This is a genomic window from Cupriavidus sp. 05T42, assembly GCF_056396345.1.
The window spans coordinates 101205-127666 of record NZ_JBFTLH010000001.1; the positions used below are offsets into that span (position 1 = coordinate 101205).

The window sequence follows — 26462 nt, forward strand, 5'->3', positions numbered from 1 at the left end:
TATCGAGGCTAGGCAGTTTACGAGGTCGTCCGCCCGCTGCCCATGCCGGAATGTAGGCAAGTCGCCTATATTCCTTACTTAATTAGGCAAAAGGGGGAAATTTCCTATGTCGATCGACGATCTGGACCGCCGTATCCTGGCGCTGCTCCAGCAGGACGCGCGCATGCCGGTGAAGGCGCTGGCGGAGCAGGTGGGGCTGTCGTCGCCGGCGGCGTCGGAGCGGCTGCGGCGGCTGGAGGAGCGCGGGGTGATCCGCGCCTTTACCGTGGATGCCGAACCGCGCACGCTCGGCTACCCGATGCAGGCCATCGTCCGCATCCGGCCGCTGCCGGGGAAGCTCCAGCAGGTGMAGAAGCTGATCGAATCGATTCCCGAATTCGGCGAATGCGACAAGGTGACCGGGGACGACTGCTTTATCGGACGGCTGTACCTCCGCTCCATCGAACACCTGGACCATATTCTCGAGCGGATTACCGATATGGCGGAGACCAGTTCGTCCATCGTCAAATCCCAGCCGGTCAGGCGGCGGCTGCCGCCGCTCTGACAAGGATTCAGGTGTCGAATAACGCATTATTGCGATTTGAGACAAAGTCGCCGAAATGTGCCAATCCTGTTGTGTTGTCAATCCCCCCACAGCGGGTTGGCCGGCGCAAGACCACTCCCTGACACTCCACGCCGCCGGGCATCGTAGATTTGCCCGCGGGTACGCGCTGCGGGTCGCTGCGCGGGGAAAGACATCATAAGAAAGAGGTCAGGGATGAAATCGAGGATTTTGTTGACGGGTTTGGCGGCTGCGGTGCTTTCGGCCTGCGGCGGCGGCTCCGGGGATGGCATCACCAGCACGCCGGCCGGCGGTTCGGGCAGCGCGCCGGTGACCACAAAGATCAGCGGCACGGCTGCGGTCGGTGCGGCGCTGGCTGGCGCCACGGTCCAGGCGAAATGCGCCACGGGTAGCGGCACGGCCACCACGGCCGCTGACGGCACGTTCACCCTCAATATCGACAACGCTGTGCGTCCGTGCGTGCTGGCCGTGACCACGCCGGACGGCACGACGCTGCACTCGGTGGTGGAAGGCGGCTCCGGCACCAGCGCCGTGGCCAACATCACGCCGCTGACCGAACTGCTGACCGCCTCGCTGGCGGGCGGGAGCACCACGACCTTCTTCACCCAGTTCGACAAGAATGCCCAGAACCTCATCACCGCGGACGGCCTGACCAAGGCCAACAATGCCGTGAGCCTGGTCCTGACCGGCGTGGTCGACCTGACGGGCATCGACCCGTTCAAGGCACCGCTGGTGGCCGCCAATGGCGGCAACGCCGGCAATGCGCTGGACAAGCTGCTGGACCAACTGATGGCACGCCTGGCCACGGCGAAGACCACGCTGGCCGACCTGTCGGCAGCGGTGGGCAGCAACGCCGGTGCAACCGCCATCGGCACGATCCTGCAGCCGGCCTCGGCCACCTGCGCGGGGCTGCGCACGGGCAACTATTTCCTGATGGCGGTAGGCGGCGGTGGCGGTGCGTTCAAGTTTGACGCCAACACCACGTCGCTCATCCCGCTGACCAGCTTCAGCCCGGATGCCGAACCGGGCCCCGCCCTGCCGCTTACGCCCGTTGGCGGCGATGACTGCCACTTCGCTGCCGGCATCGCCCCATACGGGTTCGACATCATGATGGCGAAGTCGGGCATGGGCATGTTCGTGCCGCCGACCACCTCCGGCGTCATTCCCGCCCTGATCGTCCCGGCGCAGACCCTGCCGCTGGCGGAACTGGCCGGCAACTGGAACGGCCTGGGCTTCGAGCGGGATGACTCCACCGTGGCGTTCGCCCCGACGCGCGTGACGTTCACCCTGAACGCGGACGGCAAGATGACCGCGGGCTCGGATTGCACGGGGACCAGCGCCTGCACGCCATGGGCCGCCGAGGAACTGGCCGAGGTCTCTGCCAACCCCCAGGGCGGCTTCAGCCTGACCTATACCTCGGGCGGTGTGGCGCAAGCCGTGGCCTTCAAGGGCACCGATGGCCTGATCACCGCCGTGATCTCGCATGGCAACGGCATCGTGGTCGCCACCAAGGCGATCGCGCGCGCGGTGCCGGTGGTCGGCACGACCAATTCGTACTGGGACACCACGGCCTTCGCCGACGGCACGATCCTGATGGAACAGGCGTCGACGACGATCACTGCGGCAGATCCGGTGACCGGCGTCTACTCGCGCCTGCGCGGCGACGGCCGTCCGGACACCTGGACGCAGAACAGCCCGCTGCCGGGCCTGCGTTATCGCGCGGCCGCCGCCAGCGTGCGCGAGGGCATTGCCATGACGCTGAACAACACCGGCGTGGGCGTGATGATCAGCCTCAGCGCGCCGGTGCCGTTCTTCGACATCTCGGTGAACCGTCCGCAGTAAGCACTACACCGCTGTACGCATGACAGAAGCCCGCCTTCCGGCGGGCTTCTTCGTTTCTGCGCCCGGATCAGCCGGCTCAGGTCAGCGAGATGCCGCCGTCCACGCGCAGGTTCACGCCGGTGATGAAGCTCCCGGCATTGCCTGCCAGCATCACGGCGGCCGATGCCACCTCGTCGGCGCGGCCCAGCCGGCCCAGCGGGATGGCGGCGGCCATGGCGGCCTCGAAGCCGGGGCGCTCGGCCGGGCCGACGCCCAGCTTGGCCAGGATCGGCGTCTCGGTCGGGCCCGGGCTGATCACGTTGACGCGAATGCCGCGTCCCTTGAACTCCAGCGCCCAGTTCCGCGCGAACGCTTCGATGGCGGCCTTGCTGCCGGCATAGACCGCGTGGCCGTCGAGCACCTTGCCGCTGGCAATCGAGCTGACCAGCAGCACCGCGCCGCCGTTGCGCAGCACCGGCGCAATCTTCTGCACGCCGAAGAACACCGCCCGGGTGTTGGTGGCGAAGTGGGTGTCGTACTCGTCGATGCCGACCTGTGCGGATTCGGTGATGATGTTCATCCCGGCGTTGGCCACGTAGATGTCGGCGCTGCCGAAGCGCTCGGCAACGAGGGCGGCCACGCGGTCGTGGGTGGCGAGATCGGCGATGTCGCCGGTCAGGCCGACTGCCTTCGCGCCCAGTTCGGCCACGGCGGCCTCCACGGCGTCGTTGCGGCGCCCGACGATCACCACATGGGCGCCCTGGTCGACGAATTGACGGGCGATGGCGAAACCGATGCCACTGTTGCCGCCGGTAACGACGGCGACCTTTCCTGCTAGCGTGTTCATATGCGTTCCTCGATAACCCTGATGGGTTTGCCTACGCATTTAGCCAGAGCGGGCCGGGGCCTCCCAGCCCTACAATAGACCCATCACTTGTGCCAACCTGTCATCAATGTCGATCGAACGCCTGCATGGCTTGTCCGCCTTCGTCCGCGCCGTGGAAGCGGGCTCGTTCACGGCCGCCGCGCGGCGGCTCGGCACCACGCCCTCGGCGGTGTCCAAGAGCATTGCGCGGCTGGAGGCGCGGCTGGGCGTGAAGCTGTTCCACCGCTCGACGCGCGCCTTCGAGCTGACCGACGAGGGGCAGGCCTACTACGGGCGCGTGGCGTCGCTGGTGCGGGGGCTGGAGGAGGCCGCCGAGGTGCTGGGCACCCCGTCCACGGCGGTGGGCACGCTGCGCATCAGCATGCCGAGCGACCTCGCGCGCTCGCTGCTGGGGCCGGTCACGGCGATCCTGATGCCGCGCCATCCCCGGCTGGCGCTGGAGGTCAGCGTCAGCGACCAGCATGTCGATTTGATCCGTGAAGGCTTCGACCTGGCCCTGCGCGCCGGGCAGGTGGTCGACAGCGGCCTGTTCGCCAAGCCGCTGGCGGACCTGCCGCTGGTGCTGGTGGCCTCCCCGGACTATCTGGAGCGGCACGGCGTGCCACGCACGGTGGCGGATCTGGCCGCGCACCGGCACGTGCGCTACCGGCTGGCCGGGCAGGTGGTGCCGATCGCCTTTGCCGATGGGGCGCGCGTGCCGCTGGAAGGCGCGTTCGACTCGGACAGCGGCGAGGCGCTGCGCACCGCCGCCGTCAACGGGCTGGGCATCGCCCAGATCCTGCGCACGGCTGTGCAGGCCGATCTCGACGCCGACCGCCTGCGCGTGGTGCTACCCGATGTCGGCCTGCGGCCCGTGCCGCTGCAGGTGCTGCACAGCTTCGGGCGGCGCCTGCCCGCCCGCGCGAAGGTGTTCATCGACTTCGTCGCGGCGGCACTCAACCGATCGGCGCCGGGATCAGATCCGGCTCGGGGTTGAAGTCGGTCAGGCAGTTCAGCGCCTGCGCGCGGATCGCATCGGTCATGAAGTCGATAAACACGCGGATGCGCGTGGGCAGGTGCTGCCGGCTCAGGTAGCAGAGGTAGTGCCCGCGGTCGTCGGGCGCGTAGCGGCCCATCGCCACCACCAGTTGCCCGGCGGCCAGGGGCTCGGCGATCTGGTACCCGGCCAGCTGCGCGATGCCCCAGCCCTGCAGGACCGCATGCAGGACCAGGTCGGCGTCGTTGAACGTGAGCCGCGCGGTCGGCATGACCTTGCGCAGTTGCCCCTCCACCTTGAACTCCCATTCGAAGACCCGCCCGCTGGCAAAGCGGAAGTTGATGCAGGTATGCCGGCTCAGGTCTTCCAGCGCATCGGGCAGGCCGTGCCGCGCCACGTAGGCGGGCGACGCGCACAGCGCCATCTGCATCGGAATCAGCTGCTTGGCGATGATGCTGGAGTCCTCGATGCGCCCGTTGCGGAAGGCCACGTCGACCTGCTCGGAGGCGAAGTCGGTGGGCCGGTCGTCGAGCAGCAATTCGATGGCGATCTCGGGATAGGCGGCCATGAATGGCTCCAGCAGCGGTGCCACCACCTTCCGGCCAAAGCCCACGGTKGCGCTGATGCGGATCATGCCGCGCGKCGGGCCTTCGCGCAGCTCCAGCATGTCGTTCATGGCCTCGACGATATGCGTGACGCCCTGATGACAATTCTCGAAAAAGCGCTGGCCCTCGCGTGTCAGCTGTGTGGTGCGCGTGGTACGCAGGAACAGCCGCGTGCTCAGCTGCGTCTCCAGCTTCTGCACGTTGCGGCTCACCGCCGAGCGGCCGATGCCGAGGCGCTCGCCGGCCTTGGCGAAGCTGCCCTCGCTGGCCACCGCCATGAAGGCCATGATGCCGGCGTAGCTCGCCGCAAAGCCCGTGGACAGCGCATCGGCGCGATTCGGGAGGCTGACGCGGAAGCCACGTTCCATGGCCTCCCCGGGCGCCAAGGGCGTCGCCGGGACGATCGATGCCACGCCTGCCGCCGGGTCCAATGTGTCGGATCGGTTCATTCCTGCTGTTCCCCAGTCGAAGCGGTTGCGGATCGATATACGTAAGTCGTACGGGAGTCGCCGAGTGCATGACTGAGTTTCCGKGGCCGGACTGCTACTCTGCAATCCAAGCCCACCTCACCCTCGAAAACGCCATGGACACCCTCCCGAACCCCCTCACTTCCGCCACCGCCGCTGGCGATGCGTCGGGAGAGCAACCGGGCGCTCCGGTCATTGCGTTTCATCGTCGGCAGATGTACCCGCACCTGACCGCCGCAGACATCGCCCGGATCGCGCCTTATGGCGCTGAACGGACCTGGCGTGCCGGCGAACTGGTGGTGCGCACCGGCGACCCGGCCAGCGGGCTGGTGCTGGTGGTGGAAGGGCGGGTGCGCATCGTCCAGCGTGACGGCATCGGCGACAGCACGCTGGTCACGGAACACGGCCCGGGCAACTTCCTGGCCGAGATCGGCCAGCTTTCCGGCATGCCGGAACTGGTGGACGGCATCGCCATGGAGGATGTGCGCGCCATCGTCGTGCGCCCGGCCTGCCTGCGCTCCCTGATGGTGGCGGAGGCGGTGCTCGGCGAACTGATCATGCAGGCGCTGATCCTGCGCCGCACGGCGATGATCCAGCGCGGGCGCGGCCCGTCGCTGGTCGGCCACGGCAGCGACGCCGCCATGGTCGAACTCCAGGCCTTGCTGCGCCGCAACAATTACCCCTACTCGGTGTTCGATCTCGACACCGACGAGGACGCCGCCGGCATGCTGCGCAAGTTCGACGCCCACGAGGCCGACCTCCCGCTGATGATCTGCCCCAACGGCACGGTGCTGCGCCGGCCCGATACCACGCAGGTGCTGGCCTGCCTCGGCTTGCTGCCCGAACTCGACAAGGACCGCGTCTACGACGTCGGCATCATCGGCGCCGGCCCGGCGGGACTCGCCGCCGCCGTCTACGCGGCGTCCGAAGGCCTGCGCGTGATCGTGCTGGACGCCCTCTCGCCCGGCGGGCAGGCGGGCGCCAGCGCGCGCATCGAGAACTACCTCGGCTTTCCGGCGGGCATCTCGGGCCACACGCTGACCGCCAATGCCTACGCCCAGGCGCAGAAGTTCGGCGCGCATATCGCGAGCCCCGTCGAAGTCGCCCGGCTGGACTGCGGCACGGTGCACAAGGTGCGTACCAAGGCCGGCGATACGGTGCGCGCGCGCACGATGATCATCGCCAGCGGCGCCGCCTACCGTCGCCCGCCGATCCCGAACCGGGCGATGTTCGAGGGCCGGGGACTCTATTACTGGGCATCGCCGGTGGAAGCCAAGCTCTGCGCCAGCCAGGAAGTGGTGCTGGTGGGCGGCGGCAACTCGGCCGGCCAGGCCGCCGTGTTCCTCGGCGCGCACGCCGCGCACGTGCATATCGTGATCCGGGGGGCGAGCCTCGAACAGAGCATGTCCCGGTACCTGATCGACCGCATCGCCGCGCAGCCCAACATCACCGTCCATGCGCATACCGAAGTGACGAACCTGAGCGGCGACGCCCGGCTCACCGGCGTGGTACTCCGCAACCGCGAGACGGGTGTGGAAGAGAAGAAAGCGATTCAGCATGTGTTCCTGTTCACCGGCGCCGACCCGAATACGGCATGGCTGGGCGGTTGCCAGGTGGGCCTGGATCAGAAGGGCTTCGTGCTGACAGGCACCCTGGCCGGACAGCCGACCAACACGCTGGAAACCTGCGTGCCGGGCATCTTCGCCATCGGCGATGTGAGGTCCGGATCGACCAAACGCGTGGCCACCGCCGTGGGCGAAGGGGCTGTGGTCGTCTCGCAGATTCACGGCTACCTGGCTGCCGCGCAGGAAGCGGCCTGAGCGTGCCCACCTGAGGGTGCCCACCTAGGGCACCCACCCGGAGCCGGTGCGCGGGCCGCCGCGGTGATTACGCCGCCAGCGACAGCTTGGCCAGCTCGGCCCGGCCGGCCGCCAGTTGCAGGGCCACACGCGCCACGCGCGCACCCAGGTAGGCTGAAGTCTTGAGGTCCGCCGCGGTGGCGCCGTCATCGGCGCAGACATCCGCATCGCTCTGGGCCGCCGCGCCAAGGAAGTAGCCATGACGATTCATGCTGTCCTCGGTGGAGCCGGAGTGGTTGTGGCCGGGCGGCAGGCCCAGGTTGACCCAGTGCATGCCGAGCTGCGCGGCGTAAATCGCCAGTTGCTGCAGCGTGTTCAGCTTGTCACCGGAGCGCGAGGCCGCGTTGGTGAAACCGGCGGCCACCTTGTCTTTCCAGGCGCCGGTGGCGAACACGGTCTGCGACGAGGCGTCCATGAACGCCTTGAACTGCGCGGAGGCGCTACCCATATAGGTGGGCGTGCCGAAGATGACCGCGTCGACCGATTCCAGGTCCTTCCAGTGCGCGTCGACGTCTTCCACGGGAATCAGCACGCTCCTTACCCCCATGACACTGGCGGCGCCCGCGTGCACGGCTTCCGCCTGTCGGCGCGTGTGACCATACCCACTGTGGTACACCACCGCGACGCGTACTGCATTGTTCATGCTTGCTTCTCACTAAAGACTTCGATGCCGGCCGGTTTTTCGGCCTGTTCTGGACTTGCTTCGATGGTAATTAGGGGCCAATGTGACGTAAATGACAGCGTTCCCATAATTCCTGCCAAGCTGCCCGCCGCGTTCGGCACGTACCGGGCATCGGCCGGGCGATTGGTGCGTACGGGGAAACTTCGTGGCCGCGCCAGGTGTCTTGTTCACCATCCCGCGCCTGACTAGACTCGCTCTGACAGTGTCCCGATCCAGCCTGCGCCAGCGTGGGCCCCCCGACTCCCCGATGAGACAAGACCCGTATCGCGTGCCAACGGCTGTGCTGCCGACCCTGCTGCGCCGAATTCCCGCCGTGCAGCACACGCAGTCCCTGGGTGACGCGCTGCGGATCCTGGCCCAGCATCCCACCGCCAGCGCGGTGGCCGTGCTGAGGGGGGAGGTGCCGGTGGGGGTGATCTGCCGCGAGCTGATTGGCGATGTGGTGCGGCTGCCGTGCTACCGGGGCTGGATCCATCGCGAACACTGCGTGCAGTTCGTCTCGCACGCGCCGCACCGGCTCTGCATCGATGCCACGGTCATCGAGCTGGCGCGGGCACTGACGCCGACGCTGCACCGGCACCCGGCGGACCCGCTGGTCGTGACCCGGGACGGTGCCTACCTCGGCATGGTCGAACGCCCTGCGCTGATGCAGGCCGTGATCGATCTGCGCCACGTGCCGCCGGGTCCGCCGGGTCCACCAGGCAGCCCGACATCCGCCCGTCACGGTCTTGCGCCAGATTGTCCGCAAGACTTAACATCCACCGATTTCAGCGCTACCAGCCATGGGCCAGACACCTACGCCGTACGCAGGGAACATTGAACAGATGCCACGCAATATTCTTTTCGTGGTCTATCCCGAAGTGAGCCTGCTCGACCTGGCCGGACCGCAAACCGTGTTCTGGGCCGCTTCCCGCTACGCGCACGAGCACGGGCTGGCGGGCTACCGTTGTCATACCGCCAGCCTGGATGGGGGCGCCGTACCGTCGGCGGAAGGCACGATGCTGCAGGTCGAGTCGCTGGAGACGTTCGATCTGCGCCTTGTCGACACGGTGATCGTGCCGGGCTCCCCGAAGATCATCGACGTAGCCCAGCATTCCGCGTCGCTGATCGCCTGGCTGCACGACGCGCCGTGCAAGGTGCGGCGCGTGGCGTCCGTGTGCACCGGCGCCTTCCTGCTGGGCTTCGCCGGCCTGCTCGACGGCAAGCGTGCCACCACCCACTGGGCGATGCGCGACCGCTTCCACGAGCTGTTTCCCAGCGTGGACCTGGACGCCGACGCCATCTTCGTGCAACAGCAGCATCTCTGGACCTCGGCCGGCGTCACCACCGGCATCGACCTCGCGCTCGCCATGGTGGAGGCCGACTACGGCCACGAGGTGGCGCTGAACACCGCCAAGGAACTCGCGGTGTACATGAAGCGGCCCGGCGCGCAACCGCAACTGAGCGAGATGCTGATCACGCAGAGCCGGCAGGTGCCGGTGTTCGAGTCGCTCCATATGTGGATCGTGCAAAACCTGTCCCGGGCCGAGCTTTCCGTCGAGCAGCTGGCCGACTATGTCGGCATGAGCCCGCGCAACTTCGCACGGGTCTACAAGCAGAAGACCGGCCGCACGCCGGCCAAGGGCGTGGAGCTGTTCCGGCTCGAAGCCGCCCGGCGGGCGCTCCAGGACCAGAACCGGGCCATCGACCAGATTGCCAACGAATGCGGCTTCGGCAGCGAGGAGCGCATGCGCGTGACCTTCCAGCGCCACTTCGGCCTCTCCCCCAGCGAATACCGCCTGCAGGTGAACCGCTAGCCTTCTTTTTGTACGTCTCCTTGTGATTGGTGCGAAACAGGAAACACCGTGCGCTTGGCGTCGGTCTGGCGCCACGCGCCGCCGGTGTCTAGCATGAGGGTGAATTCATCCCCCCTCGGCAACGCAGCACTCAGCAAGGAGAAGCATCATGAAGATTGTGGTCATTGGCGGAACCGGCCTCATTGGCACGAAGGTCGTGGCGCGTCTCGTCGCGCAAGGGCATGACGTGGTGGCGGCCTCGCCGAAGTCGGGCGTCAACGCGCTGACCGGCGAAGGGCTGGACAAGGCGCTGGCCGGTGCCAAGGTGGTGGTGGACGTGGCGAACTCGCCCTCGTTCGCCGACGACGCGGTGCTGCACTTCTTCGAGACGTCCGGCCGCAACCTGGCCGCCGCCGAGAAGGCCGCCGGGGTCGCCCATCATGTGGCGTTGTCGGTGGTCGGCACGGACAAGCTCGCGCAGAGCGGCTATTTCCGCGGCAAGATCGCCCAGGAAGCGCTGATCCGGGGCGCCGGCATCCCCTACACCATCGTCCGCTCCACGCAGTTCCTCGAATTCCTCGGCGCCATCGTCCAGTCGGCGGGAGACAGCGACACGCTGCGCATCACGCCCGCGCTGATCCAGCCGATTGCCTCGGATGACGTGGCAGACGCCGTGGCGGACGCCGCCCTGGCCGCGCCGGTCAACGGCATCGTCGACATCGCCGGCCCGGAGCGTTTCCAGATGAGCGACCTCGTACAGCGCTACCTCAAGGCCACCGGCGCTACCAAGACCGCCGTGGCGGATCCGGACGCGCGCTACTTCGGCGCCGAACTCCAGGAGGGCACGCTGGTGCCGGAAGGGGAGGCGCGGCTCGGCCACATCAGCTTCAGCGACTGGATGCATCGATAACAACCAGCCGGGAGACACGATGGATAACGAGAGGCTGGAACCTCCACCGCTGACGCTGCTCGACCGATACCGGGGCCAGGGCTTCACCGCGCTGTATACGACCACCGTCACGGTATCGGGCGGCACGGCGGAGCACGGCCGTGCATCCGGGGTGGCGAGATCCGATGACGGCAATCTGATGCTGGACCTGCGGCTGCCCGCCGCGCTGGGCGGCCCGGGCAGCGGCACCAATCCCGAGCAGCTCTTCGCGGCGGGCTTTGCCGCCTGCTTCCACGGCGCGCTGAGCCTGATCGCGAAGCGCGCGCACGTCGATGTCGCAGCAATGACCGTGGCCGTCGAGGTCGCGTTCGGGCGCGACCCCGCCGATGGCGCCTACGCGCTGATCGCGGACGTCCGCATCCGCATGCCGGGTGTGGAACGGCACGTGGCCGAGGAGCTTGTGCGCAATACCGAGCGCATGTGCCCCTACGCCAAGATGGCCCGCGAGGGCATGCGAAGCGTCATCGCCATCGCCCACTGAGTACACCCTCGATTGGTGCCTGCGCGGCAACAGCATGCGTACCGTGGCGGTACTTCCGGTCCACCGCCCCTCCACCTACGATTCATCCCAAGCAGGACGGCAACCAAGCCGCACCGCCGCAGTGTCCCCGCACTGCAGCGGTGCCCTGCCCTCCCGTAGGTATCCCATCGCTGCCGTGCCCGGCGGCACCCCTGGCTGAGATAAAGAGGAAACGACCATGAAACAAAGGATTCTGATTGTGGGCGGCGGCTTCGCCGGCGTCTGGTCCGCACTCGGTGCGGCGCGTGTCGTGGACATGGAGCGCAACGCGGACACCGTGGTCGAGATCACGCTGGTGTCGCCCAAGGCCGAGCTGCACGTGCGTCCCCGCCTGCATGAAGCCCAGCCTGAGCAGATGGCCGTGCCCCTGCTGCCGCTGCTGAACGCGGTCAACGTGAAGTTCATCGAAGGCACCGTCGACCGGGTTCACCCGGGCGACCGCAGCGTCGATGTGACCACCACCTCCGGCGACACGCAGTCGGTCAGCTATGACCGCCTGGTGCTGACCAGCGGCAGCCGCCTGTTCCGTCCGCCCCTGCCGGGCCTGACCGAGCATGCCTTCGCGGTGGACCAGATCGACGAGGCCGTGAAGCTGCGCGAGCACCTGCAGGGCCTGGCCGCGCGCCCGAGCACGGCCTCCCGCAATACCTTCGTGGTGGTCGGCGGCGGCTTCACCGGCCTGGAAGTGGCGACCGAGCTGCCCGAGCGCCTGCGCGCCATCTTCGGCAAGGACTACCAGCCGCGCATCGTGGTGGTGGAGCGTAACGAGGCCATCGGCCCCGACCTCGGCCCGGGCCCGCGTCCGCAGATTCTGGAAGCGCTGGACCAGCTTCGCATCGAAACCCGCCTGGGTGCGGGTGTGGTGTCGATGGACGCCACCGGCGTGGTCACGGCCACCGGCGAGCGCATCGATACCGACACCATCATCTGGACCGGCGGCATGGTCGCCAGCACGCTGACCAAGCAGGTGTCCCCGAACCTGGACCGCCAGGGCCGCATGGACGTGACGCCTGACCTCCGCGTGATCGGCGCCAAGGACGTCTTCGGCGCCGGCGACGTGGTGCGCGCGCTCACCGACGACCAGGACCACTACTCGCTGATGTCCTGCCAGCACGCGCTGTTCATGGGCCGCTTTGCCGGCCACAACGTGGCCGCCGACCTGCTGGGCCTGCCGACGCTTGACTACAGCCAGCCGTTCTACGCCACCTGCCTGGACCTGGGCAGCTGGGGCGCGGTCTACACCGAAGGCTGGGACCGTCAGGTCAAGCTGACGCACGCCGAAGGCAAGGAACGCAAGATGATGATCAACACCCAGTGGATCTACCCGCCCGCGCCAGTGCGCGAGCAGGCGCTGGCCGCCGGGAACCCGAACATCACGTTCTAAGCCGTCCCGCTTCTCTCCATCCTGTCTCCTCCATCCCGTTTGACCGACGGCTTCCTCCTCCGGGGCCGTCGGTTCTTTTTTTGTCGTCCGTATCCGGGGCGATTGGTGCGGACTTGGAAACGCGGCCTCCCGGGCATGCGTCTTGTTGGCTGCCGTCTGCCTGCCTAGACTTCCAGCAACTGAAATTGTTGTCTGCAAGACCCGGAGCCCATCGTGAAATCCCTGCCACCGAAGTCCCCTCACGGCTGCGCCCCCCTCGAACCGCTGATCTACATCGTCGATGACGACCCCGGCATGAACGACGCCCTGGCGAACCTGCTGCGCTCCGTCGGCATGCGCTCGCGCTCCTTCCTCACGGCGGAAGAGTTCCTGGCGGTGAAAATCGACGACTCGCCCAGTTGCGTGGTGCTCGACGTGCGCCTGCGGGTGGCCAACGGGCTGGAGGTGCAGCGCGAGATGAACCAGCGCGGCATGTGCCTGCCGGTGGTCTTCATCACCGGCTATGGCGATATCGAGATGTCGGTGCGGGCGATGAAGGCCGGCGCGGTGGACTTCCTGACCAAGCCGTTCCGGGACCAGGATTTCCTCGACGCGGTGTCGGCGGCAATTGCCGTCGATCGCACCAAGCGTCACGCGCTGCAATGCGGCGACGACCTGCGCGCCCGTTATGCCACGCTCAGCGAGCGCGAGCGGGAAGTGATGACGCTGGCCGCCTCGGGCCTGATGAACAAGCAGATTGCCGGGAAGATGGGGATCAGCGAGGTCACCATCAAGATCCATCGCGCCCGGGCCATGCGCAAGATGGCAGCGCGCACCTTCGCCGATTTGGTGAAGATGGCGCTGGAACTCGGCCTGTGCCCGCCACGCGGGGCCAGCCCGGCCGCGCCGCGCCCGGGAGATGGCGCGGCCCAGCCGGCGGCGATGGGTTACTGAGTTACTGAGCGTCCTCGGCCTCTTGCCGATGGATGTCGTGCGTCACGAACGGTTCCTCATGCGTGGGCATGGCCAGCCATTCCGGACGGCTCAGCGTGTCGCGGATATCGTCCAACCCGCTGGTCCAGTGTTCCCGCATCGTCAGCGGCCCGAACTGGAAGTCCTTCGCGCTGCCTTCGAACGATTTATCGCGGTAAATCAGCTGKATCACGTTGCGGCGCGCATCGCAGGCGCTTGCCGCCGCGCGCAGGTAGGCCTCGGTCTGGCGGCGCGCCGGGGGCACCAGCGCCAGCACGTCGTTGAGCAGGCGGCGGAAGTTCTGCTGCTCGCTCATCGAGTCGGTAATGAGGCGCGTGCGGCTGGAATACTGCACGTCCTTCTGGCGCGTGGCCACCGCCATCAGGTCTTCCGGTAGCGCGCCCTGGGCGCTCCACAGGTCCACCTGGAAGATCAGCGCGTTGCGGCGCGGCTTGGCCTGCAGGATGGCCGACAGCGGGGTATTGGAGACCAGGCCGCCGTCCCAGTAGTACTCGCCGTCGATCTCCACGGCCGGAAAGCCGGGCGGGAGCGCGCCGGAGGCCATGAAGTGCTCGGCGCGCAGCGTGATCTGGGTATTGTCGAAATAGACGAAGTTGCCCGTGCGCACGTTCACGGCGCCCACCGACACGCGCATGTCGGCATGGCGGTTGATGCGGTCGAAGTCGGCAAAGCGCTCCAGCGTGGCCTTCAGCGGCKAGGTGTCGTAGTAGCTCGCGCTGTGGGCGCCCGGCGTGCGCCACACGCGCGGCGAGAAGAAGCCGCGCTGGCCCTCGACCAGTGCGCGTGCGGCCTCGATGCCATCGAACCAGATGCGCAGCGGGTCTGGCCAGTGCTGGGCGCTGTCGGCAATCGTCTCGTACGGGAACAGGCTGGGCAGCCAGGGCTGCCGGCAGATATGGGCCCAGAACTCGCGCAGCCGCGCCACCCGGTGCTCGGGGGCGTTGCCGGCGATGATGGCCGCATTCAGCGCGCCGATGGAGATGCCCGCCACCCAGTTCGGCTCGATGCCGGCCTCGGCCAGCCCTTCGTAGACGCCCGCCTGATAGGAGCCCAGCGCGCCGCCGCCTTGCAGCACCAGCGCCCGCACGGCATAGCCGCGATCCACTTCGATTCTTGCCCGCGCGGCGCCGGAGCTGCCCTGCAGGGGTTGCTTCTCGAGAAACATGTCTTCTCCTCGCCTCGGTTGGCGTGTGGCGCCCCGGGGTTTCCCACGGGGCGCCCGTCGCCCTTACTGCATGTACCAGCCGTGGCTGACCACGAACGACTGCCCGGTCAGCGCGGTGGAGGGGAAGGCGCACAGGAACAGCGCCGTCTCGGCCACGTCCTCCACGGTAGTGAACACGCCATCCACGGTGCCGCCCAACATCACGCGGCGCACCACCTCTTCCTCGCTGATGCCCAGCTCGCGCGCCTGCTCCGGAATCTGCTTGTCCACCAGCGGCGTGCGCACGAAGCCGGGGCAGATCACGTGCGAGCGCACGTTGTGCTCGCCGCCTTCCTTGGCCACCACGCGCGCCAGGCCCAGCAGCCCGTGCTTGGCGGCCACGTAGGCGCACTTCAGCGGGGAGGCTTCGTGCGAATGGACCGAGCCCATGTAGATCACMGTACCGCCCCGGTTGTCGCGGTACATGTGCTTGAGCGCCGCGCGCGTGGTCAGGAAGGCGCCATCGAGGTGGATGGCCTGCATGCGCTTCCAGTCCGCGAAGCTGTATTCGTGGATCGGGGCGACGATCTGGATGCCGGCGTTGGAGATCAGGATGTCCACGCCGCCGAAGCGCTCCGCCACCGCCGCCGTGGCGGACTCGACGGCATCCTCGTTGGTCACGTCCATGGCCACGCCCATGGCCAGGCCGCCAGCGGCCTCGATCTCGGCCGCGACCTTGTTGGCGGCGTCCGCGTTGAGATCGGCCACGGCTACGGCCGCGCCCTCACGGGCCAACGTTTCTGCGATGGCCTTGCCGATGCCGCTTGCCGCGCCGGTCACGATGGCCGATTTGCCTTGGAGCTTCATGTTTGTTTCTCCGAAAGAGGGGAAGGGAAAGAGAAAAGGGATTGGGGCTAGCGCTGGAGGTAGTCGAAGACCACCTCGCCCAGCCCGAGGGTCAGGTCGGCCACGTAGTGCTTCGCGCCCAGCACCTCCAGCACGGGCAGGTCTGCCACCGGGGCCAGCGCGTGCGGGAACAGCGACAGCGCGGCCGGGCCGCTCCAGGCGCCCTTCACGTCCACATCCTTGAGGAAGTAGCAGACCAGCTCGCAGATGCGGGCCGTGCCGTCCACATGGGGGATGATCTTCAGCAGGTAGTTGGGCGTGTTCGCCAGCGCGTCGTGCACCTCCTGCTGGTCCAGCGCCTTGTGCTTGTAGCCCATGGTGCCGGTGGCCACGCGTACCGGACCGTAGTCGAGGGTGCCCAGCAGCGTGTCGGTCTCTACCGCCAAGCGTGGCGTGGCCAGCTTCTTCGGAAAACCCCACAGCTCGCGCCCCGCCGCCAGCGGCGGGTGATCGTCGAGGAACATCGCATGGGTGTAGTTGCCGCGCCGGCCCTGGTAGATCACCGGAATCACCTGGCCGGACTCGGTGTAGTCGCCAAAGCCGGTGGAGTCCGGCATGCGGATGAATTCGTAGTGGACCACCGGTTCGGCAATCTCGAGCGGCTCCGGCACCACGGCGCGCAGCCGCTCGGGGTCGGTGCGGTAGGTGATGACGAAGAACTCCCGATGGAGAAAGCGGTACGGTCCCATCGGATAGGCCGGGCTGCAAAGCGGCGCGGCGAACGCGCGCTCCCGGATGGTCTGGACGTCCATGTGCTTGTGCCTCCTGAAGGCGGTCCGTGCGGCGCGGTCGCTGTCCCCATGACAGTGAGCCGTGACGGTCCGGTTCATTCTGGAAGGCCGGCGGGGGGGAATCCATCAGACGTGGGTATCGACCGCCGCGCGGCCAGTGCTGGCAAGGGCTGGCGGCGAATTGCGGCGGATGGGGACGGGCCGGCGCTATACCGACGGCGCCGCCATCATCCCTGAGGCGTAGCCGATGGCGTCGGACGGATGATCGATTGTGACGACGACGGCACAGCCGGGGCCGCGCCCTACGCAATCCCGTCAGCCTTGTTACTCCCCAATCCCGACTCCGGGTGCCAAACTAGGCTGGGATCGCCCCGTACAGGACGCATAGGAGATAGCGAACCATGACGACATCAACCAAGGACATGAAGACCCCGCCGGTGGTATCGCCGGACGCCTGGGAGGCAGCGCGCCAGGCGCTGCTGGTGAAGGAGAAGGCCCAGACCCGCGCGCGCGACGCGCTGGCCGCCGAGCGCCGCCGCATGCCGTGGATGGCGGTGGACACCCCCTACACATTCGAGGGGCCCGACGGCAAGCGCAGCCTGGCGGAACTCTTCGACGGCCGGCGCCAGCTCATCGTCTACCGCGCCTTCTACGAGCCCGGCGTGCACGACTGGCCCGAGCATGCCTGCCGGGGCTGCTCGCTGGTGGCCGACCAGATCGCCCATCCGGCCCACCTGAACGCCCGGGACACGACGATGGTGTTCGTCTCGCGCGCGCCGCAGGCGGAGATTGCGGGGCTGAAGGCGCGCATGGGCTGGAAGGACATTCCGTGGTTCACCATCACGGACCGCTTCGATGCCGACTTTGGTGTAGACGAATGGCATGGCACCAACGTCTTTTTCCGCGACGGCGACCGCATCTTCCGCACCTACTTCCTGAACAATCGCGGCGACGAGCAGATGGGCAACACCTGGAACTGCCTCGACATCACCCCGCTGGGGCGTCAGGAACTCTGGGAGGATTCGCCCGAAGGCTACCCGCAGACGCCCACCTACAAATGGTGGAACTGGCACGACAGCTACGTGGACGGCGCAGCGCCCGACAAGAAGTGGGTCGAGATATCCACCGCCGGCGAGAAGGCATTCCGCGAAGCCTCGGCGGCGGAGAAGAATCCCTGAACGCCGCCGCACCCTGCGGCGGCTTTCGGCAAGCCGCTTACGCCATCAGCACCGCCAGCGCGTCGCGTGCCTCCTGGCGCAACTTCTCCACGTCGAGCCCTACCACCTCGCCCTGGCGCACGACGTGCCGGCCGCGCACGAACACATCGCGTACTGGGGTCGGTTCGCCCGCCGCCACCGGGGCCGTGGCGATGTCGTGGAAGCCGGCAAAGCGCAGGCCGCCCACGTCGTAGATCGCCAGATCGGCGGACTGCCCCGGCGCCAGCGTGCCCACGCCGGGCAGGCCCAGCACCTGCGCGCCGCCGGCCGTGCCCCAGTGGATGACCTCTTCCACGCGGGTCTGCGTCGCGCCGCCGAGCGCCCGGTGCACCAGCCAAGCGAAATTAGCCTCGTGCACCATGCTGCCGGACTCGTTCGACGCCACGCCATCCACGCCGATCGACACCGGCACGCCGGCATCGGCCATCGCCCGCACCGGCGCGATGCCGCTGCCGAGCCGCGCGTTGCTGACCGGGCAGTGGGCCATGCCGGTGCCGGTACTGCCGAGCATGCGGATCTCGTCCGGCGTGACGGTGACGAGGTGGGCGAACCAGACGTCAGGGCCGAGCCAGTCGTGGTCGGCCACGAACTGCACCGGCGTGCAGCGGTACTTCTCCGCGCAGAAGCGCACGTAGTTGTCGGTCTCCGACAGATGCGTGTGCAGCCGCAGCCCCATGCCACGGGCGAAGCCGGCTACCTCGCGCAGCAGCACGGGCGGCAGCGAGAACGTGGGCGTGGTGGGCGCCACGGCCACGCGGCGCAGCCCGTCTGGCGCGGCGTCGTGGTAGCGGGCTTTCAGGCGTTCGATATCGCCGAGCATCTCGTCGAGCGTCTCCGGCACCAGCGCGGTCGCGCGCATGCCGGGATGGTCGCTGGCCGACTGGATCGCACCGCCCCGGCACAGCACCAGCCGCATGCCGAGCGCTTCGGCTTCCTCGAACAACGCGTCGCCGGTTTCCGCGCCGTGGCCGTGGTGGTAGAGGTAGTGATGGTCGGCGCAGGTGGTGGTGCCGGACAGCAGCAGCTCGGCGATGCCCAGCCGCACCGCCGTGCGGAACAGCTCGGGCGTGAAGCGCGCCAGCCGGGGGTAGGGCACGCTCGCCAGCCATGCCTGGAGATCGGCATTCATGCCCGCCGGCACCGCCTTGAGCAGGTTCTGGAACAGGTGATGGTGGGTGTTGACCCAGCCGGGATAGACCACGCAGCCGGTGGCGTCGATGACCGTCTCGTCGGCGCCCGGCACGAGCCCGGCCGCCAGTTCGGCGATGCGCCCATCACGGATGCGGATGTCGACGGCGCCCGCGCGTGCCGCGGCGCCGGCCCGGCCGGTCATCACGGCCGCCGCGCCGCGCACCAGCAGGTTGCCTTGCGGGGAAGGGGAGAGGGGAGGGGTCATGGCTTACATCTCCGGGATGTGCTCGGGCGCGACGGCCAGCGCCGGCTCCTCGTCGCGCGCCGGGATGCCGTTGAGCAGCAGGTTGAGGAAGACCGACACCACGCAGGCAATGATCACGCTGCTGTGGACGAACGGCTGCAGCGCGGCCGGCAGCTTGGCGAGCAGGGACGGCATGATCACCGGCATCAACGCGCAGCCCAGCGTGATGGCCACCACGCTGAGGTTGGCCGGCTTGCGCTCGTAGTCCACCTGGCCGAGCGTGCGGATGCCCGCCGCGACCACCACGCCGAACATCACCAGCGTGGCCCCGCCGAGCGCGGCCGAGGGGATCGACGAGAACAGCGCGCCGATCTTCGGCACCAGCGCCACCGCGCAGAGCATCACGCCGCAGGTGGCCACCACCCAGCGGCTGCGCACGCCGGTGACGATCACCAGGCCCACGTTCTCCATGAAGGCGATGAACGGGAACGCGGCGAACATGCCGCCGATGGCACTGGCCAGCCCGTTGGCGCGCAGGCCGTTGGTGGCCTCGCGCTCGGTGACGGGCCGTTTGACGATGTCGCCAATGGCCACGAACAACCCCATCGACTCGACCATCTGCACCACCATCACGATCACCATGGTGGCGATGGCGCCGGCGTTGAAGGTCGGCARCCCGAACGCGAACGGCGTGACGAGGGTGAACCACGGCGCGCGCGCCACTTCGTCGAAATTGCCCATGCCGAGCAGCCACGCCGCCACGCCACCGACCAGCAGGCCGATCAGCACCGCCAGGCTGCGCACGAGCTTGCCGCCGTGGCTGTTCACGAACAGGATCAGCGCGACCGTGCCGAACGCCACCACGAAGAACATCGGCGAGCCGAACTCCTTGGCGCCGTGCCCGCCGCCGGTCCACTGGTAGGCCACCGGGAACAGCGACAGCCCCACTGCAGTGATGATGCAGCCGCTCACCACCGGCGGAAAGAAGCGCTTGAGCCGGCCGATCACCGGCGCCAGGAACAGCGTGAGGATGCCGGCGCCGATCACCGCGCCGCAGACGCCGTTGAAGCCCAGTGCGGGGTCGCTGCCGATGGCGATGACCGGCCCCACCGAGCCGAACGCCACGCCCTGCATCAACGGCAGCCGCACGCCGAACTTCCAGAACCCCACGGTCTGCAGCAGCGTGGCGATGCCCGAGGTGAACAGCGCGGTGCTGATCAGCAGCGTGGTCTGGGCAGGCGTCATCTTGAGCGCGCCGGCCACGATCATGGGCACCGCGATGGCGCCGAGGTAGCTGACCAGCATGTGCTGGAAGCCGAGCGAGACCATCGCCCGGGCGGGCAGCATCTGGTCGACGGGGTGGATTGGGGGTTGCATGGGGTTGTCTCCTGCCATGTTGGAAGGGCGGGCCGGCCGATCGTGGTCGGGCCGTGCTGCCGCCGGCAGCCGCGTGGCCGCCTGCCCTGACAGTAGCGAGCGCGGCGCGGCGGCCGTAGCATCGATACGAAGCCGCCAGCATCGAAACGAAACCGCGCGAGATCCGGACAGGGGCACGGCACAGCGGGTTTCCCTGACTTGCCCGAGCGGAGCGTGGCTCCTACGATGGCCGCACCTCACCGGAGACGTGCCATGACGCAGCGCGCCGCATCGCAGACAGGCAACACGGCCCACGCTGGCCGCGCGCGGGCGCTGGACCACGTGCAGTCGCTCTCCGCGCGGGTGTTCGGGCCCACGCGGCTCGATGTAGGGGAAAGCGTCGGAAATGCCGAAGACGCGACGCCCGACGTGCAGCTGCGCACGTGCCAGATCGGTCACCTGACGCTGGCCACCACGCGCTATGGCCGGGCGATGGAGATCGAGCCGCGCGTCGGCAAGGACGAGTTCGTGATCCAGACCGTGACGGCGGGCCGCTGCCGGCTGGTGATGGAGGGCAGCGCCGACGAGATGCCGGTGGGCGCGGTGCGCGTGTTCTCGCCTTCGCTGCCGGTGCGGCTACAGCCTGATGCCGACTGCGAGCGCTTCAGCGTGGTCATCCGTCGGCAGGCGCTGGAAGCGGCGTTCCTGGAATGCTTCAGCTTCGACGCGCCGGCGCCGCTGGTCTTCGATTTCCACGCCGTGGATACGCCGCGCTGGCAGGCCATGATGGTGTGGCTGCGCACCGAGTTCGACGCCCGCGCGCATGGCGCCGCGCTGCCGGCCACTGACGCCGCCATCGAGCGGATGATCCTGGGCACGCTGCTGGTGGACCAGTTCGGCCATGACGGCAGCCTGCTCCCGCGCGGCTTCCACGCCGCCCTGCCGGCCTACGTGCGCTGCGCCATCCGCTACCTGCGCGCCCACCTCGACAAGCCAATCACGCTCGGCGCGCTGGCCGCCCATTGCGGCGTCTGCGAGCGCACCCTGCAACTGGGCTTCCGCAAGGCCAAGAACACCACGCCGATGGAATACTTGCGCGTGCTGCGCCTCCAGGCCGCGCGCGCGGACCTCCAGCGCGCCACCCTGGAACGGGGCGCGGTATCCGCCATCGCCCTAAGGCATGGCTTCACCCACCTGAGCCTGTTCTCGCGCGAGTACCAGCGGGAGTTTGGGGAGCTGCCTTCGGTGACGTTGCGGGGCTGAGGGGGATCGCCTGCCGCCACGCTCGCTAGGCGGCGATCAGCGTCCTGGCATCCCTGCGCAATTCTTGCGGGCTTGCGCCATAGGTGCGAACAAAGACCTCTCGCAGATGATTGCGATCGCGGAAGCCAGTTTCCCGCGCGATCACTTCCAGGGAATGGCGCCCGCGCTCGATCATGGTGCGTGCCGTTTCGATGCGAAGCTGCTGAACCGCTTTCGCCGGGGAGTGGCCCGTCTCGGACTGGAAGATGCGTTGGAACTGCCGGGTGCTGAGATGTGCGGCCCGCGCCAGTTCATCGATGCGTAAGGGCCGCGACAGGTTCTGGCGCGCATATTCGAGCGCCGTCTGGATGCGGTCGGATTTGGGGGCGAGCTTGAGCAGCTCGGACTGCTGGGGCTGGCCGCCCGCGCGCCGCTGGTTCATCACCATGACGCGAGCGACTTTGGTGGCTACCTCGCTGCCCAGGTCCTTCTCGACCAGCCCGAGGGCCAGGTCCATCGCTGCCGTCAGGCCGGCGGACGTCCAGATGGCGCCATCCGCCACGAAGATATGGTCAGGCTCGATACGCGCAGCAGGGCAGCGCGCCTGCAGCGCCTCGGCGAACGCCCAGTGTGTGGTCGCCCGCTTGCCGTCGAGCAGGCCGGCATCTGCCAGCACGAAGGCCCCAGTGCAGAGGCCCGCCGTGCGGCGCGACTGCTCCGACGCCGTCCGCACGAAATCCAGTTCCTGGGCGGTGCTGGTGCGTTGGGTCGGATCGACGATGCCGCTGATCATCCAGGTGTCGGCCTCGGTGCTCGCATGCACGGGTGTCGTCTTGACGGAAACGCCGAGGGACGCTTGCACCTCGCCGCCATCCAGAGAGTAGTTCGTCACGCTGTAGACACGCTCACGCGCCACGACGTTGGCGAACTCGAACACCGATTGGGTGCCGATGGCCATGACCTGGAAGCCATCTGTCAGGAAGTAGCCGATCCGATGCATCCTTTCCACCCCTACCGCTGCCTGAAAACCCGGATTATAGATGTCAAGCGAAATGTACGTGCGGCATCGTGGAGACTGGGAATGGTGCCAGGCGATCCTGACCGCCGGCTCAATGCTCGGCTTCGAGCGCGGCGGACAGCCAGTCGACGAACACGCGCAGCGACATGGATTCCCGCGTTCGGCACGAGTGGACGGCGTGAATCGGGAGGACGCCGGGTCGGCAATCGGCGAGAACTTCCTCGAGCCGGCCGCTGGCCAGATAGGGTCGTGCCACCGCATCCCAGACCTGAATGACGCCACCATGCTGGAGACCGTAGTGCAACAGCAGGTCCATGTCGTCGAAGGCGATGGACTCCGGCACAGGATGCCGCGTGTGGCGGCCGCCAAGCTCGAACGCGAACTCCCAAGGGCGGCCGGCACCGTGCTGTGCGGCGTGAGCCGTGCGATGCCCCGCCAGGTCTTCTACCTTGGCAGGACATCCATGCCGCGACAGATAGAGCCGGCTTGCCACGGTGATCAGGCGGTAGCTCCCTATCCGGCGGCTGAAACTGTAGGAATCCTCGAGTTCGCCCAGCCTGATCGCGCAGTCCATGCCATCGCGGATCAGGTTCGAGGCGTGCCGCGGTGTCGAGATCTGCAGGCTGACGTCCGGATACTCATGCCGGAATTGGGTCAGGTGCGGCATCAGCTGGCGTGCGATATCGCCCGGCAGCTCCACACGCAGCTTGCCGCTCGCCTTGCCCGCGCTGGACCCGATCACGGATTTCACGTCGGTGATGGCGAGGAGTATCTTGAGGCAGTGTTCGTAGAAGGTCATGCCGGCCGGGGTGGGTCGAACCTGGCGCGTCGTCCGGTGCAGCAGCTTCACTTGCAGATGGACTTCGAGCTGCTGGATCAGCAAGCTCGCCGAGGCCTTCGGTATGCCGAGAAGACTCGACGCACGCGTGAAATTCTCGCACTCGACGATCCGCGCAAATACCTCCATCGCTTGCAGCATGCGTTCCATGGCCGGTTTCCCCTGTGCATCAGCTCGATTGGTGATGCCGTCGAGTGTAGGGACGGCAGCACGCCCGCAATAGTCGCGATTGGCGCATGGTGGGCGACACGTTCGTATAACCGTGCGCAACGTGGCGGCACGGGCCGGGCGCGTGTCGCGTCAGGGTATCGAACCCAGGATGCGTGACATCCAGTCGACCAGCTCATCAGGATCCACCGGCTTGTCGAGCATGCATGCCGCACCGAGCTGCATGGCCTCGGAACGGTTTCGAGGCGTGCCATGGGCGGTGACGAAGATGCACGGTGTTACGTGCCCCGCATGACGGAACCGTCGCAGCAGTTCGAGGCCGGAGATACCTTCCAGCGCGATATCGCAGATCAGGCAGTCGTAGGCGGTGCTGCTCGGATGGGCGATGAAGCTTTCGGCACACGAGAAAAAGGAGACGCCCCAACCCAGCGCGCGGATCAGCGCGCCGGTGGAACTCCGGACGGACGGTTCATCATCGATGACACAGACAATCTTGGCAGGCACGGGCGTCAGGACTGACACGACATATCGGTAGCGCAACGCGGCGAAGGGTCTCTCGTCCGGACATTAGCGCAATCGCGGTGCCGGGGACACTTATACGGACGTATCGCGGCACGTACGCCATGGCACATCGGGTTTGTCCCGAAGAAGCCTCCGGCCTCGGGGCTGGTGGCGCCGTAGCTTCAAGGCCCACAGGGCGGCAGACTATACGTTCGTATAGATGCCGGTACATCCACKGTCCGGCATGATTGCCATGGCGCCCGCGTGACCTGCCGCCCATATCCGTCTTCCATGATCCATCCCAGCCCCGAAGCTTCCACGCCCCAGATCGCAATCGACCCCGACGCCTGTCCACGCCTGGCATCGTGTAGCCATCCTGGGGATGAGACCTTTCGGTTCGCGCCGATTCCCATCCTGATCGAGGACTGGTCCGGGATCCGGCAATGGGTTGACGCGCGCAAGGCGGAGGGCGTGACGGATCTGGAGGCCTATCTGGACGCCAATCCGATGGCCATCCAGGAATTGCGCGATCGTCATCACGTTTTCGTGGACGCCAATGACGCCGCGCTGGCGTTGTTCGATGCGGACTCCCGGGCATCTTTCTTCGCGAAGGCCAGGGACCTGCTTCCCGCCAGCCGGCTTAGCAACTCGAAGGTACTCAAGGCGATGTTCGATGGCGCGACAGCCTGTCAGGGCGAGCGCACGCTGACGTCGCTGACCGGACGGACGATCCCCATCGTATGGCGCTGCTCGTTGCCGGCCCAGCCTGCCCGCTATGCGCGGCTGCAGTTCTTCGCGTTCGACATCTCCGAGTACCAGGAGAACATCAGCCGCCTGCAGTCGATGCGCGCCGAGATGGCACGCGCCGGACGCATTGCACTGATCGGACAATTGGCGGCGTCGATCACGCATGAGATCAGCCAGCCGCTGTCCGCGACCAGGACGTCGATCGAAGCCGCAGCCCGATGGCTGGAGCGCGACCAGCCGGAGATGGAGGAGGCCAAGTCATCCGTGCGCGACGCAGCGCGCTGGGCCCGCGACGCCACCGAGATCTGCCACAAGCTGCGCGGTTTCATKACACATACGCCGCCGCAGGCCAGGTTGCAGTCGGCGGCCGAAGTGGTGGCGTCGGCGATCTTCCTGATCACGCCTGAAGCGGAGGCGAAGGGCATCGTCGTGGAAACTGACGTGGATGCCGGCCTGCGAGTGTTCGTGGACCGTCTGCAGCTGCAGCAAGTCCTGGGCAACCTGCTACTGAACGGTATCCACGCCATCGAAGCGAGAACGAATGCGCCGGTACGCCGTCTCGCCGTGCAGGCGGAGCCGGAAGGCGAGGACAGCATTCGGTTCAAGGTGGCCGATTCCGGGCCGGGTATCGACGCTGAAGCGTTCCAGAGGCTGTTCCAGCCCTTCGCGACGTCCAAGGCCGAAGGCATGGGCCTGGGCCTGTCCATCTCGAAGTCGATCATCGAGGCCCACGGCGGCCGCATCTGGGCCGAGTCGATGGGAGGCGAGGGCGCGACGCTCTGCTTTACGCTGCCGGGCGTGCAAGGACAGGCGCGGCGGCCCTGATCAGCGCCACATCGGCTCGATGCCAAGCATCTGCGCCTTGCGCACGATGTCGGCGACGGAGTTCGATTTCATTTTCCGCATGGCAGTGCCACGATGCACCTTGACAGTGACTTCGCTGATGCCGATGCCGGCAGCGATCTGCTTGTTCAGCGCGCCGCCTACCACGTAGGCCAGCACCTCGCGCTCGCGCGCGGTCAGCGAGTCATAGAGCTGCGCCAGCTTGTTGCGCGCGTGATCCGCATCGAGCAGGGTCTTGTCCAATGCCAGGGCGGCCGTCACGGCGTCGATGACATCCTGCTCTGCCAATGGCTTGAGAAGAAAGTCCGCAGCTCCGGCCTTCATCGCCTTGATGCAGATGCTCACGTCGGCATATCCCGTCATGAAGATGATCGGCATCCGGTGGTTCGCCTTCTCCTGCTGCTGAAAGAACAATCCGCTCTCTCCACGCAGGCGAACATCGAGTAGCAGGCAGCCCGGTACGTTCGCGCTCGCCGATGCCTTGAACGCCGCTGTCCCTTCGAAGCTGCGGACGGTGAATCCCACGGAACGCAGGAGGTTGGTCAATGACGAGCGGGTCGATTCCTCGTCGTCGACGATGTAGACGACTGACGTCGCGTCCTGTGTCTTGGCATCCATGGACATGCTTCACTTCACGGGTTTAAAAAACGCACCAACCGCGATGACAGCGTTGTGTTTCTGTCTTCAAGGTCGCGGCGATTGTCGCATATCCCCCCTGTGCGAAGTGAACGTGTCATGCCCCGGAAACGTGCGGGAAACTGGCGTCAGCGCGGCATTGGAGACCCATTGTTCGGCCCGCACGGATGTACTGTTCAGGCGTCCACGCTTTATCCGGTCTGGCTTTGCGGCTAGTTTTGATGCTGGCGCGGCGCGCATCGAAAGCGCCGCGATTGGGAGGGCGCGGCACGGCATTCAGGG

At 67.4% G+C, this 26462-nt stretch carries 25 protein-coding genes; 13 read left to right on the forward strand and 12 right to left on the reverse strand.

Translation table 11 applies throughout. The annotated features are described in order from the left end of the window. Positions 1-106 precede the first annotated feature (106 nt). Positions 107-544, forward strand: coding sequence for an Lrp/AsnC family transcriptional regulator (locus tag AC1EJR_RS00405; RefSeq protein ID WP_477146787.1), 438 nt, complete (start codon positions 107-109; stop codon positions 542-544). A gap of 213 nt (positions 545-757) precedes the next feature. Continuing rightward, positions 758-2404: a hypothetical protein gene (locus AC1EJR_RS00410; protein WP_477113114.1), complete on the forward strand. Its 1647-nt coding sequence runs from the start codon at positions 758-760 to the stop codon at positions 2402-2404. Positions 2405-2480: 76 nt separating this feature from the next. On the opposite strand, the gene AC1EJR_RS00415 is transcribed toward AC1EJR_RS00410, so the two are convergent. Further along, positions 2481-3230 carry an SDR family NAD(P)-dependent oxidoreductase gene (locus tag AC1EJR_RS00415; RefSeq protein WP_477113115.1) on the reverse strand — a complete coding sequence of 250 codons (750 nt, stop codon included), beginning with the start codon at positions 3228-3230 and terminating at the stop codon, positions 2481-2483. Between the two features lie 106 nt (positions 3231-3336). On the opposite strand from AC1EJR_RS00415, the gene AC1EJR_RS00420 reads away from it, so the two are divergent. Further along, a complete protein-coding gene (locus AC1EJR_RS00420; RefSeq protein ID WP_092294123.1) occupies positions 3337-4245 on the forward strand; it encodes a LysR family transcriptional regulator in 909 nt (302 codons plus the stop codon). Here AC1EJR_RS00420 and AC1EJR_RS00425 read toward each other — a convergent pair. Further along, positions 4205-5218, reverse strand: coding sequence for a LysR family transcriptional regulator (locus tag AC1EJR_RS00425; protein ID WP_477146860.1), 1014 nt, complete (start codon positions 5216-5218; stop codon positions 4205-4207). The two genes, AC1EJR_RS00420 and AC1EJR_RS00425, sit on opposite strands and share 41 nt — an antisense overlap. Before the next feature lie 215 nt (positions 5219-5433). Between AC1EJR_RS00425 and AC1EJR_RS00430 the strand changes: the two genes are divergently transcribed. Next, complete coding sequence (locus AC1EJR_RS00430; protein ID WP_477105198.1) at positions 5434-7137, forward strand: FAD-dependent oxidoreductase; 1704 nt, start codon at positions 5434-5436, stop codon at positions 7135-7137. Positions 7138-7204: 67 nt separating this feature from the next. Here AC1EJR_RS00430 and AC1EJR_RS00435 read toward each other — a convergent pair whose 3' ends face one another. Then, positions 7205-7819, reverse strand: a complete 615-nt coding sequence (locus AC1EJR_RS00435; RefSeq protein ID WP_092294117.1) for a flavodoxin family protein — start codon at positions 7817-7819, stop codon at positions 7205-7207. Positions 7820-8105: 286 nt separating this feature from the next. Between AC1EJR_RS00435 and AC1EJR_RS00440 the strand changes: the two genes are divergently transcribed. The 6 genes from AC1EJR_RS00440 (at position 8106) to AC1EJR_RS00465 (ending at position 13419) form a co-directional block, all read left to right on the forward strand. Beyond that, positions 8106-8678, forward strand: a complete 573-nt coding sequence (locus AC1EJR_RS00440) for a CBS domain-containing protein (protein ID WP_477113116.1) — start codon at positions 8106-8108, stop codon at positions 8676-8678. A gap of 4 nt (positions 8679-8682) precedes the next feature. Beyond that, positions 8683-9654, forward strand: a complete 972-nt coding sequence (locus AC1EJR_RS00445; RefSeq protein WP_255370791.1) for a GlxA family transcriptional regulator — start codon at positions 8683-8685, stop codon at positions 9652-9654. A 148-nt stretch (positions 9655-9802) separates the two neighbouring features. Then, entirely contained in the window at positions 9803-10543 is a 741-nt protein-coding gene (locus AC1EJR_RS00450) for an SDR family oxidoreductase (RefSeq protein WP_441591207.1), read from the forward strand. A gap of 19 nt (positions 10544-10562) precedes the next feature. Beyond that, positions 10563-11063, forward strand: coding sequence for an Ohr family peroxiredoxin (locus tag AC1EJR_RS00455; RefSeq protein WP_092294108.1), 501 nt, complete (start codon positions 10563-10565; stop codon positions 11061-11063). Between the two features lie 217 nt (positions 11064-11280). Beyond that, positions 11281-12486, forward strand: coding sequence for an NAD(P)/FAD-dependent oxidoreductase (locus AC1EJR_RS00460; protein WP_092294106.1), 1206 nt, complete (start codon positions 11281-11283; stop codon positions 12484-12486). Between the two features lie 213 nt (positions 12487-12699). Continuing rightward, positions 12700-13419, forward strand: a complete 720-nt coding sequence (locus AC1EJR_RS00465) for a response regulator transcription factor (protein ID WP_255370790.1) — start codon at positions 12700-12702, stop codon at positions 13417-13419. A gap of 1 nt (position 13420) precedes the next feature. Here AC1EJR_RS00465 and AC1EJR_RS00470 read toward each other — a convergent pair whose 3' ends face one another. From AC1EJR_RS00470 to AC1EJR_RS00480, 3 genes are all read right to left on the reverse strand, one after another. Next, positions 13421-14623, reverse strand: coding sequence for a DUF3734 domain-containing protein (locus AC1EJR_RS00470; protein ID WP_477146788.1), 1203 nt, complete (start codon positions 14621-14623; stop codon positions 13421-13423). 63 nt (positions 14624-14686) lie between these two features. After that, positions 14687-15469, reverse strand: coding sequence for a 3-hydroxybutyrate dehydrogenase (locus AC1EJR_RS00475; RefSeq protein WP_092294102.1), 783 nt, complete (start codon positions 15467-15469; stop codon positions 14687-14689). 47 nt (positions 15470-15516) lie between these two features. After that, positions 15517-16260 carry an acetoacetate decarboxylase gene (locus AC1EJR_RS00480; protein WP_092294100.1) on the reverse strand — a complete coding sequence of 248 codons (744 nt, stop codon included), beginning with the start codon at positions 16258-16260 and terminating at the stop codon, positions 15517-15519. Positions 16261-16640: 380 nt separating this feature from the next. On the opposite strand from AC1EJR_RS00480, the gene AC1EJR_RS00485 reads away from it, so the two are divergent. Beyond that, positions 16641-17417 (forward strand): DUF899 domain-containing protein, encoded by a 777-nt coding sequence (locus AC1EJR_RS00485; protein ID WP_477113117.1) that lies wholly within the window; start codon positions 16641-16643, stop codon positions 17415-17417. A gap of 37 nt (positions 17418-17454) precedes the next feature. Here the strand turns inward: AC1EJR_RS00485 and AC1EJR_RS00490 are convergent, their stop codons facing one another. Together AC1EJR_RS00490 and AC1EJR_RS00495 are read right to left on the reverse strand one after the other, a co-directional pair. Then, entirely contained in the window at positions 17455-18852 is a 1398-nt protein-coding gene (locus AC1EJR_RS00490) for an amidohydrolase family protein (RefSeq protein WP_092294096.1), read from the reverse strand. A 3-nt stretch (positions 18853-18855) separates the two neighbouring features. Then, a complete protein-coding gene (locus tag AC1EJR_RS00495; RefSeq protein WP_092294094.1) occupies positions 18856-20208 on the reverse strand; it encodes a nucleobase:cation symporter-2 family protein in 1353 nt (450 codons plus the stop codon). Positions 20209-20460: 252 nt separating this feature from the next. Here AC1EJR_RS00495 and AC1EJR_RS00500 point away from each other — a divergent pair, with 252 nt between their 5' ends. Then, positions 20461-21450: an AraC family transcriptional regulator gene (locus AC1EJR_RS00500; protein ID WP_477113119.1), complete on the forward strand. Its 990-nt coding sequence runs from the start codon at positions 20461-20463 to the stop codon at positions 21448-21450. A 25-nt stretch (positions 21451-21475) separates the two neighbouring features. On the opposite strand, the gene AC1EJR_RS00505 is transcribed toward AC1EJR_RS00500, so the two are convergent. The 3 genes from AC1EJR_RS00505 to AC1EJR_RS00515 all read right to left on the reverse strand — a co-directional run bounded on the left by AC1EJR_RS00505 (position 21476) and on the right by AC1EJR_RS00515 (position 23975). Continuing rightward, the gene (locus AC1EJR_RS00505; RefSeq protein WP_092294090.1) at positions 21476-22429 is read right to left on the reverse strand and encodes a GlxA family transcriptional regulator; all 954 of its coding nucleotides are present in this window, start codon (positions 22427-22429) and stop codon (positions 21476-21478) included. Positions 22430-22538: 109 nt separating this feature from the next. Then, the gene (locus AC1EJR_RS00510; RefSeq protein WP_092294088.1) at positions 22539-23435 is read right to left on the reverse strand and encodes a LysR family transcriptional regulator; all 897 of its coding nucleotides are present in this window, start codon (positions 23433-23435) and stop codon (positions 22539-22541) included. A gap of 150 nt (positions 23436-23585) precedes the next feature. After that, positions 23586-23975 (reverse strand): response regulator transcription factor, encoded by a 390-nt coding sequence (locus tag AC1EJR_RS00515; protein WP_477113120.1) that lies wholly within the window; start codon positions 23973-23975, stop codon positions 23586-23588. Positions 23976-24245: 270 nt separating this feature from the next. Between AC1EJR_RS00515 and AC1EJR_RS00520 the strand changes: the two genes are divergently transcribed. After that, positions 24246-25526, forward strand: coding sequence for a sensor histidine kinase (locus tag AC1EJR_RS00520; protein ID WP_477146789.1), 1281 nt, complete (start codon positions 24246-24248; stop codon positions 25524-25526). Here AC1EJR_RS00520 and AC1EJR_RS00525 read toward each other — a convergent pair whose 3' ends face one another. After that, on the reverse strand, positions 25527-26168 hold the full coding sequence (locus AC1EJR_RS00525; RefSeq protein WP_092294082.1) for a response regulator transcription factor: 642 nt from the start codon (positions 26166-26168) through the stop codon (positions 25527-25529). Positions 26169-26462: the final 294 nt, after the last annotated feature.